This window comes from Micrococcus sp. GbtcB5, assembly GCF_019091605.1.
Classification (GTDB): domain Bacteria; phylum Actinomycetota; class Actinomycetes; order Actinomycetales; family Micrococcaceae; genus Micrococcus; species Micrococcus luteus.
The window spans coordinates 1-278 of the sequence record NZ_JAGXJK010000178.1 but is presented as its reverse complement, the minus strand read 5'-3'; the positions used below and the strand labels follow the sequence as shown (position 1 = coordinate 278).

At 78.1% G+C, this 278-nt stretch carries 1 pseudogene; it reads left to right on the top strand.

The window, feature by feature from the left end:
* Nucleotides 1-278 (top strand): annotated as a pseudogene (locus KVS67_RS11930) (alpha/beta hydrolase); the annotation flags it as partial.

The window sequence follows — 278 nt, the reverse complement described above, 5'->3', positions numbered from 1 at the left end:
CGGATGCCCGCTGAGCCCCCGGACCTCGGCCCGGAGGCGACCCCGGTCCCGCTGCCCTCGGGCGATCACGTCATGCCCTGGTCCGACGAGGTCGACCCCCGGCTGCGGCCCCTGGCCGGCACGGCGCGGCTGCTCGCCGAGCGCACGCAGTGGGGCCCGCCCTACGACGTGGCTGCCCTGGCGCAGAACACCGTCCCCGTGGCCGCCGCCGTCTACGCCGACGCCGTGTACGTGGACCGGGACCTCTCGCTCGAGACCGCGCGGCGCGTCCGCGGCCT